The organism is Burkholderia sp. BCC0398 (assembly GCF_902833245.1).
GTDB lineage: Bacteria > Pseudomonadota > Gammaproteobacteria > Burkholderiales > Burkholderiaceae > Burkholderia > Burkholderia sola.
Genome location: NZ_CADFEM010000011.1, coordinates 325,779 through 334,075 on the forward strand (window position 1 = coordinate 325,779; position 8,297 = coordinate 334,075).

Consider the following 8,297-nt stretch of genomic DNA (forward strand, 5'->3'; position numbering starts at 1 on the left):
ACGCTGTCTCGGGTGATGGTGGCATCACCGTTGCCGCGCCTGTTATCGACGCTGTTTTATGCGGTCATGCTGGCAAGAAACTTGTGAAGCTGCGAGACGACCGCTGCTCCATCGCCGACAGCGGCCGCCACGCGCTTGGTGGAATCATGCCGCACGTCTCCGGCACAAAATACGCCACGGACACTGGTTTCATGCTCTCCAGCTTGTGCGGAAACGTCGGATCCCGTTAGCACAAAGCCAGATGTGTCGACGGTGACTCCACATCCATCAAGCCACGAGGTGTTAGGTGTCGCCCCGATAAACAGGAAGACGTGCTCGGTTTTCTTCGATGTGCGCTTTCCGTCGGAGCCGGTAATCTCGATCTCCTGCAGCTCATCCTCACCGCGAAACGACGCAATCTGCGTATTGAAGTGAATGTCGATGTTGTCCAGTGATTCGATGCGATCGATGAGATAGCGCGACATGCTGTCGGATAGATTCGGTCCCCGAACAAGCATGCTGAGATGTTTCGCGTGCGATGCCAGATAGACGGCCGCCTGTCCGGCCGAGTTTCCGGCGCCGACAAGCACGACATTTTTCCCAGCGCATAGTTTGGCTTCTACCGGCGAGGCCCAGTAATACACGCCTCGCCCCTGAAAACGCTCGATCCCTTCGATCGCAGGCTTGCGGTAAGCCGCGCCTGTAGCTATGACAACCGAATGGGCCCGCACCGCGCCATTATTGCCGAGCCGGAGGCGAAATGGAGATGTGTCACATTCCAGGGCTTCGACATCCACCGGGATCGCGACGCGCGCACCGAATTTCTGAGCCTGGATATATGCGCGTGCGGTCAGTGCATACCCTGATATACCAGCCGGGAAACCGAAGAAGTTTTCGATACGCGCGCTCGCGCCTGCCTGTCCGCCTGGTGCGTGGTTATCCAAAATGACGGCAGCTAGGCCTTCCGATGCTGCATACACCGCAGTGGCGAGGCCGGCAGGGCCCGAGCCGACGATCGCGACATCGAACACTTCGGCATCCTCAAAAACTGGAATGAGGTCGAGCGCTGTCGCCAGTTCTGTTTCGGTTGGCGCGCAGAGAACCTTTCCGTCCGGGCAGATAATGAGCGGATATTCTGCGGAATCGGTGGGGTATTGGTTGACGTAGCGCGCAATCTCGAGATCCGTACTATCGACTACGGTGTGGGGAATGCTGTTCCGTGTGAGAAAGTTCTGAAGTGCATTGAGAGTCGGCGAATTTGATTCCGTGACGATGATGATGCCGCTGCCGCCTTCGAGGAGTCCAGCTCGCCGCAGGATCAAGGCTCTCATGATGCGCTCGCCGAGCTCTGCTTCTGCGATCAACAATGCGCGCAGCCTGGCCGGTGTAACTTGAAGTGCGCGGACGTTGCCAGCTGCATCGCCGTCAACCAGGCATCTCGCTCCTGATATCTGGCCAACCTCGGCGACGAAATGATGATCCCCCAGTTCTTTGACAACAATCTGTCGGTTCAGTGCATCCCGGCGAGTGACGCGAATCGAGCCCGAAAGGATGACAAACATACCGAAGCCCGGCTCGCCCACACGGAAGATCTGATCGCCGTCGTTCCACTCGCGGATTTCACCGAATCGCGTGATTCGGTGTATTTCCGCTTCGGTGAGTAATGGGTATCGCTCCCGTTGGTAATCGGTGTCACCAATCGAAACCGGGCTGGACAGTGGGTTGGTATCGCCTTGCCTACCATCATCATTTGAACGCACGTGCATGGCTGAAGTAGAAAGAGAATTCTGGACAGTGTGCGAATTACGGATGTCGATCGCGCTGGGAGGAACATTGCTTGACTCGAGAGCAAAGTGTACGACGTCCGAGGCGGGAGTCCCACTATACGTGGGTATGTAGTCCCGGTGTGACAAGGTTACCGGGCCAGAAGCGGAGCGAGCGGAGTCGGCCAAGTTGGGGGCGCCCCGTCCGCTTGTCCGAAAGCCTAGCTGTAAATGTCGTTGTAGAGACTATGGGCGGAGGCGGATTTTCGGCATGATATTCGCGCCAATCGCGGGTGATTATGGTCGGCGGCGCGAGCAGCGTCAATGAGCTTGTCCGCACCCTCGCGGAGGTTTCTTGACCGCTGCGGACGCGCTTGCCAGGCAATGTCGGACTGAATCGATGCGATCCGGCTTTGCTGCTTCAGCGGCTGTCCGCGCCGGGTATGTGATACGCGAAATATTCGCCGGTGGCGTCGCGCTTCGTGGTATTGACGCACATATAGTGCGGACGCCAGGCTTATTCGGAGCTGCCATGCAGTGATGGCTCGCTCGGTGGCAGCAACAGAGGCGCGCGCCGGCGGCGCTTCCCCAATTACCGGCCCCGGAGGCTGAATGGTAAACCTCAACATCAACGGCGAAACCCGCTCGGTCGACGCCCCCGACGACATGCCCTTGCTCTGGGTGCTGCGCGACGTCGTCGGCCTGACCGGCACCAAGTTCGGCTGCGGGATCGCGCAATGCGGCGCGTGCACCGTGCATCTCGACGGCGTGGCCGCGCGTTCGTGCGTGCTGCCGGTCGCCGCCGTCGCGGGCCGCAAGATCACGACGATCGAAGCCGTCGGCGCGACGCCGGCCGGCCACAAGGTCCAGCAGGCGTGGCGCGAGCTCGACGTCGTCCAGTGCGGCTACTGCCAGTCGGGGCAGGTGATGGCCGCCACCGCGCTGATCGCATCGAACCCGAACCCGAGCGATGCCGACATCGACGCGGCCATGGCCGGCAACATCTGCCGCTGCGGCACGTACCACCGCATTCGCGCGGCCGTCAAACAAGCCGCGAAGGAGGCCTGACATGTCGCGAGGACTCCTCGAAGCAGGCAGGGTCGGCGCCGGTGTGTCGCGCCGCGGGTTTCTGAAACTCGGCATGTCGCTCGGCGCGGCGGCCGGCGGCGGCTTGCTGCTCGGCTTCAGCCTGCCGGCGGCGGGCGACGATGCGCGCCGCTCGGTGATCGGCGGCGACGCAGCCGAGCCCGCACCGTCGGGCGTGTTCGCCCCGAACGCATTCGTGCAGATCGACCGCGCCGGCAAGATCACGCTGGTGATGCCGAAGGTCGAGATGGGGCAGGGTGTCTATACGGCGCTGCCGATGCTGATCGCGGAAGAGCTCGAGGTGCCGCTGTCGAGCGTCACGCTCGATCATGCGCCGCCGAACGAGAAGCTGTTCCTCGATCCGCTGCTCGGCGGCCAGCTCACCGGCGGCTCGACGTCGGTGCGCTACGCGTGGGAACCGCTGCGCCGCGCGGGCGCCACCGCGCGCACGCTGCTGGTCTCGGCGGCCGCGAAGCAATGGAATGTCGATCCGGCCAGTTGCCGCGCGGCAAACGGCGAAGTGCAGCATCCGCCGACCGGCCGGCGCGCATCGTACGGCCAGTTGGCCGACGCCGCGGCGAAACTGCCGGTGCCGAAGGACGTCGCGCTGAAGCAGCCGGCGGATTTCAAGCTGATCGGCACGCCCGCGAAGCGCCTCGATTCGCCGGAGAAGGTCGACGGCACCGCGCAGTTCGGGCTCGACGTGCGCCTGCCCGGCATGCTGTACGCGGTGATCGTGAACAGCCCGGTGTTCGGCGGCACGGTCGCGAGCGTCGACGACACGGCGGCGAAGAAGATCCCCGGCGTGCGCCAGGTCGTGCGCGTCGACAACGCGGTCGCGGTGGTCGGCGACCACACGTGGGCCGCGAAGCGCGGCGCATCGGCGCTCGTCGTGAAGTGGAACGAAGGCGCGGGCGCGAAGGTGTCGACGAAGGACCTGTTCGCGGATCTCGCGCAGGCGGCGGCGAACGGCAAGGGCGCGGTCGCGCGCAAGGAAGGCGACGTCGGCAACGCGTTCGCGAACGCCAAGACGCGCGTCGACGCCGTCTACGAACAGCCGTTGCTCGCGCACGCGACGATGGAGCCCGTGAACTGCACGGTGCACGTGCGCGGCGACGGCTGCGATATCTGGGTCGGCACGCAGGTGCCAACCCGCGCACGGGACACGGCACAGCAGTTGACCGGCCTGTCGCCGGACAAGATCGTCGTGCACAACCATCTGCTCGGCGGCGGGTTCGGCCGGCGGCTCGAGACCGACATGATCGGGCAGGCCGTGAAGGTCGGCAAACAGGTCAATGCCCCGGTGAAGGTGATCTGGACGCGCGAGGAAGACGTCCAGCACGACATGTACCGGCCGTGCTACTACGACACGCTCTCGGCCGGCCTCGATGCGAACGGCAAGCCGCTCGCGTGGCGGCACCGGATCGTCGGCTCGTCGATTCTCGCGCGCTTCGCGCCGCCCGCGGTCAAGGACGGCGTCGATCCCGACGCGGTCGAGGTCGCGGCCGAGCTGCCGTACGACCTGCCGAACCAGCTCGTCGACTACGTGCGCCAGGAGCCGCGCCACGTGCCGACCGCGTTCTGGCGCGGCGTCGGGCCGACGCGCAGCACGTTCGTCGTCGAAAGCTTCATCGACGAACTGGCCGTGCAGACCAAGACCGACCCGGTGCAATACCGTCGCGCGCTGCTCGACAAGACGCCGCGCGCCCGCAACGTGCTCGACGTCGCGACGAAGGCGGCCGGTTGGGGCGCGTCGCTGCCGAAGGGGCAAGGGCGCGGCGTATCGGTGATGCATGCGTTCGGCAGTTTCTTCTCGATCGTCATCGACGTCGCGGTGGACGGCGGCGAAGTGCAGGTCAGGCGCGTCGTGTGCGCGGTCGATTGCGGGATGGTCGTGAATCCGAACACGATCGAGGCGCAGGTGCAGGGCGGCATCATCTTCGGGATCACGGGCGCGCTGTACGGCGAGATCACGATCGAGGACGGCCGCGTCGTGCAGACCAACTTCACCGACTACCGGATGATGCGAATCAACGAGGTGCCCCCGATCGAAGTCCATCTGGTGAAGAGCGCCGAGGCGCCGGGCGGGATCGGCGAGCCGGGCACGGCCGCGACCGCGGCGGCGCTGGCGAACGCGATCTTCGCGGCGACCGGCACGCGGCTGCGCAAGCTGCCGGTCGGCAACCAGCTGAAAACGGCCTGAGGAGGAGGGGACGACCATGCGACATCTCACCCTGAACCCGAATGCGCTCCGCGCGTCGCTGCTCGCGCTGTCCGCACTGCTGGCCGGCACGGCCGCGCAGGCCGCGCAAGCGGCGCCCGCCGACAGCGCACTCGTCGCGCGCGGCGCGTATCTCGCGAAAGCCGGCGACTGCGTCGCGTGCCACACCGCGCCGCGCGGCACGCCGTTCGCGGGCGGCCTGAAGATGGTCACGCCGATGGGCGCGATCTACACGACCAACATCACGCCCGACCCGGAGACCGGCATCGGCGACTATACCGAAGCCGAGTTCGCCGGCGCGTTGCGCAAGGGCGTCGCGAAGGACGGTCACAATCTGTATCCGGCGATGCCGTATCCGTCGTACGCGAAGCTGAGGGACGACGACGTGAAGGCGCTGTATGCGTACTTCATGCACGGCGTCGAACCGGCGAAGCAGGCGAACCGGCCATCCGACATCCCGTGGCCGCTCAACATGCGCTGGCCGCTCGCGTTGTGGAACAAGGTGTTCCTCGACACGACGCCATACGCGGACAAGCCGGCGAAGGACGCAATGTGGAACCGCGGCGCGTATCTCGTGCAGGGGCTCGGGCACTGCGGGTCGTGCCACACGCCACGCGGTGTCGGCTTCCAGGAGAAGGCGCTCGACGAAAGCGGCGCGGCGTTCCTGTCGGGCGCGTCGATCGACAACTGGTTCGCGTCGAACCTGACCGGCGAGCACAACACCGGGCTCGGCCGCTGGAACGAGGCCGACGTCGCGCAGTTCCTGAAGACCGGCGCGAACCAGCACGCGACCGCGTTCGGCTCGATGGTGAGCGTGATCAACCACAGCACGCAGGAACTGACCGACGACGATCTGGCATCGATCTCGCGCTACCTGAAATCGCTGCCGGCGGCAGGCGGCACGGGCGCGCCGCCGTACCGCTATGATCCGAAGGCGACGCAGGTCGCGCTGGGCCGGCCGGCAGCCGATCCGGGCGCGAAGGTGTATAACGCTTACTGCCTGCATTGCCACGGTGCGGACGGGCGCGGCTATGCACCGTTGCTCGCGCCGCTCGCCGGCAATCCGAATGTGCTCGAGGCCGATGCATCGTCGCTGATCAACGTGACGCTGAACGGCAGCGACACGCTCGTGATCGGTGGCGTGCCGTCCGCGTATCCGATGCCGGCGTTCTCGAACCAGTTGAACGACCGGCAGATCGCCGACGTGCTGACGTTCATGCGCGCCGGCTGGAACAACGGCGCGCCGGCCGTGCAGGCTGCGGACGTCGCGAAACTCCGCAAGGCGACGGCGAACAACCACTGAATGGCTGAGTCACTGTAAGGCGCCCTGAAGTGATCGGTATTCCCGTTGACCGAGATCGATGGGGCCGGTCACGAGACATAGTAATCGGACGCAATGCTAATGGATTGCAGCCAGACGAGATCCTGTACGCAATTCAGCATGTCCCCTTCGTAGGTGGCGTCGGTCTCATGCGAGTCGGTATGCCATGTCCGCAAGCGAATTCGGGGATGCACAGTGCTTCTACTCTCCGGGGGGCGATGGCGGCCGCGGGACTTCTACCATTCGCGGCAGCCGAGTGGGGTGATCACGTCGACCGCAGGTTGGCCCAATCACGGCCGAGAATATCGAATAGCCCGTCGTATATCGTTGAGCAGTTCGGCCGGACCGTTGCCATCAGCAACAACCTATACGCCGGTAGAATTCGAGTCGTTCTCTATAGGCTGATCAACGTGCGGCGGCCCCATTTCGGGTGGTACGGCTCGGTTGCCGTCAGCAATCTCGACCACGGATCGAGTTTTTACACCCGCCCGAGGAAACGCGGACACCGAGTCGCACGCATTCCTTTTGCGCAAAAAATTGGATTGCCGTTTCGTCGTCGTGGGCATGTTCCGTAAAACATCTCCGACAACGCTCTCGGCTTCGTCGGGGATGACTATCAAGCTAGGCGAATCGGTGCTTCATTAGTTTGGTGTTCTGTGGGCGTCGAGCGGTTGTGCACCGAACGAATCGGGATTACTGATCTGATGCAGCATGTAGATTCCGGTGGACGCTTTGATTACCACGCCAACGCACAGCACACCAGCGAGGACGGGAGAGATCGTCGCCAAGCATGGCAGTGAAAAACCAACGGTAATGGCGCTGATTCCGCATACCAATACAAGGATTCGGATCGCAACTACATACCTGGAAAACGCGCCGATGATCAGCGCAAGCCAGATTGCGCGCGCGACAATCATGGGAGCGAGTTCACTCTCATTCTGCATATAGATCACGTCGAGCAGAGATTCAACGCAGAAGAACAGCGTGAGCGCAATGAGTAACAAAATTTCGTATATGCGGAATACGGTCTTTGCGGATTTCATTCCCATGTCTGACAAGATGTTGGGATATGGCAAGGTACCAATAAGAATTGTGATTAACTATTGCGCAAATGTTCTGTTGAACATATCCTAAAGAATTGTGTGATATATACCTTCGTACATCCGTGAGAGAGGATGGTTGTGGACAATCGACTATCGACGCTGGTTTGGTTGTTGACGAATTGAGTTTTCGGCGTGGACGTATATAAATCGTGAGCAACGAATCTTATGATTCACGTGGTCAGCGAGAAAGCACTAGGAAGCTCGAAGGCTGATTTGTCTATCCATTGTCGAAACTAGGGAACCAGTATGAAAAATACATTTACCTCAATTCTCGCGATCACTTGCCTGGCATTTTGCGTCAACGCATCTGCAGAGAGAGGTCCGGATACGGGCTACGTTCCGGCTGTCGTGACGGGCACTTCGCATGCGGCAAATCCTCGGAAAGAACAGCGTGCAGCGGACCGCCTATTGGCCAAGAAGGTGCGGCGCGCTCTGTCGGCTACGCCGCATCTTGCGTCGTCAGACATTACCGTCCTTGCTCGACACGGCGTCGTGACGCTGATCGGCCACGTCGATGAGGAAGCTCAGATTCAGCTCGCAGAAGCGAGTGCGCGCCAAGTCGTCGGTGTCACGTCGGTAACCAACAATCTTAATATCGGCATCGAGACTCGGAATTGAACAACGTTTGCTTTTGCCAGTGATGTCGTTCAAAAACGACATCGTTGTATTCGAGACCGGGTCCGCGGGAGCGAACCCGGCTGCACGCCTGGCAGGTATTCAGTTCAAGACAGGTGAGCTTGCTCCCGAAAAACGAATCCCTTGCTGAGCGTTTAAACTCAAGCAAGGAGAGTCAAGAAGATGAACAAGGCGAAACGAGCGCGCTA

Annotated in this window: 6 protein-coding genes; 4 read left to right on the forward strand and 2 right to left on the reverse strand. The window is 62.4% G+C overall.

The features are described 5' to 3' along the window. Positions 1–56 precede the first annotated feature (56 nt). Positions 57–1,745 (reverse strand): FAD-dependent oxidoreductase, encoded by a 1,689-nt coding sequence (locus tag HWX76_RS24690; RefSeq protein WP_176016496.1) that lies wholly within the window; start codon positions 1,743–1,745, stop codon positions 57–59. 609 nt (positions 1,746–2,354) lie between these two features. On the opposite strand from HWX76_RS24690, the gene HWX76_RS24695 reads away from it, so the two are divergent. From HWX76_RS24695 to HWX76_RS24705, 3 genes are read left to right on the forward strand one after another with little or no spacing between them, the layout of a single operon-like run. Then, positions 2,355–2,810: a (2Fe-2S)-binding protein gene (locus tag HWX76_RS24695; protein ID WP_176016497.1), complete on the forward strand. Its 456-nt coding sequence runs from the start codon at positions 2,355–2,357 to the stop codon at positions 2,808–2,810. Position 2,811: 1 nt separating this feature from the next. Further along, positions 2,812–5,031, forward strand: coding sequence for a xanthine dehydrogenase family protein molybdopterin-binding subunit (locus tag HWX76_RS24700; protein WP_176016498.1), 2,220 nt, complete (start codon positions 2,812–2,814; stop codon positions 5,029–5,031). Positions 5,032–5,047: 16 nt separating this feature from the next. Next, positions 5,048–6,352: a cytochrome c gene (locus HWX76_RS24705; protein WP_176016499.1), complete on the forward strand. Its 1,305-nt coding sequence runs from the start codon at positions 5,048–5,050 to the stop codon at positions 6,350–6,352. 659 nt (positions 6,353–7,011) lie between these two features. Here the strand turns inward: HWX76_RS24705 and HWX76_RS24710 are convergent. After that, positions 7,012–7,413, reverse strand: a complete 402-nt coding sequence (locus HWX76_RS24710) for a hypothetical protein (RefSeq protein ID WP_244138013.1) — start codon at positions 7,411–7,413, stop codon at positions 7,012–7,014. A gap of 306 nt (positions 7,414–7,719) precedes the next feature. Between HWX76_RS24710 and HWX76_RS24715 the strand changes: the two genes are divergently transcribed. After that, positions 7,720–8,091 carry a BON domain-containing protein gene (locus tag HWX76_RS24715; RefSeq protein ID WP_082664950.1) on the forward strand — a complete coding sequence of 124 codons (372 nt, stop codon included), beginning with the start codon at positions 7,720–7,722 and terminating at the stop codon, positions 8,089–8,091. The last annotated feature ends 206 nt before the right edge of the window (positions 8,092–8,297 follow it).

Coding starts and splice junctions, on each gene's coding strand:
- HWX76_RS24690 (WP_176016496.1), bottom strand. CDS start 1,745: ATGCACGTGCGTTCAAATGATGATGGTAGGCAAGGCGATACCAACCCA.
- HWX76_RS24700 (WP_176016498.1), top strand. CDS start 2,812: ATGTCGCGAGGACTCCTCGAAGCAGGCAGGGTCGGCGCCGGTGTGTCG.
- HWX76_RS24695 (WP_176016497.1), top strand. CDS start 2,355: ATGGTAAACCTCAACATCAACGGCGAAACCCGCTCGGTCGACGCCCCC.
- HWX76_RS24705 (WP_176016499.1), top strand. CDS start 5,048: ATGCGACATCTCACCCTGAACCCGAATGCGCTCCGCGCGTCGCTGCTC.
- HWX76_RS24710 (WP_244138013.1), bottom strand. CDS start 7,413: ATGAAATCCGCAAAGACCGTATTCCGCATATACGAAATTTTGTTACTC.
- HWX76_RS24715 (WP_082664950.1), top strand. CDS start 7,720: ATGAAAAATACATTTACCTCAATTCTCGCGATCACTTGCCTGGCATTT.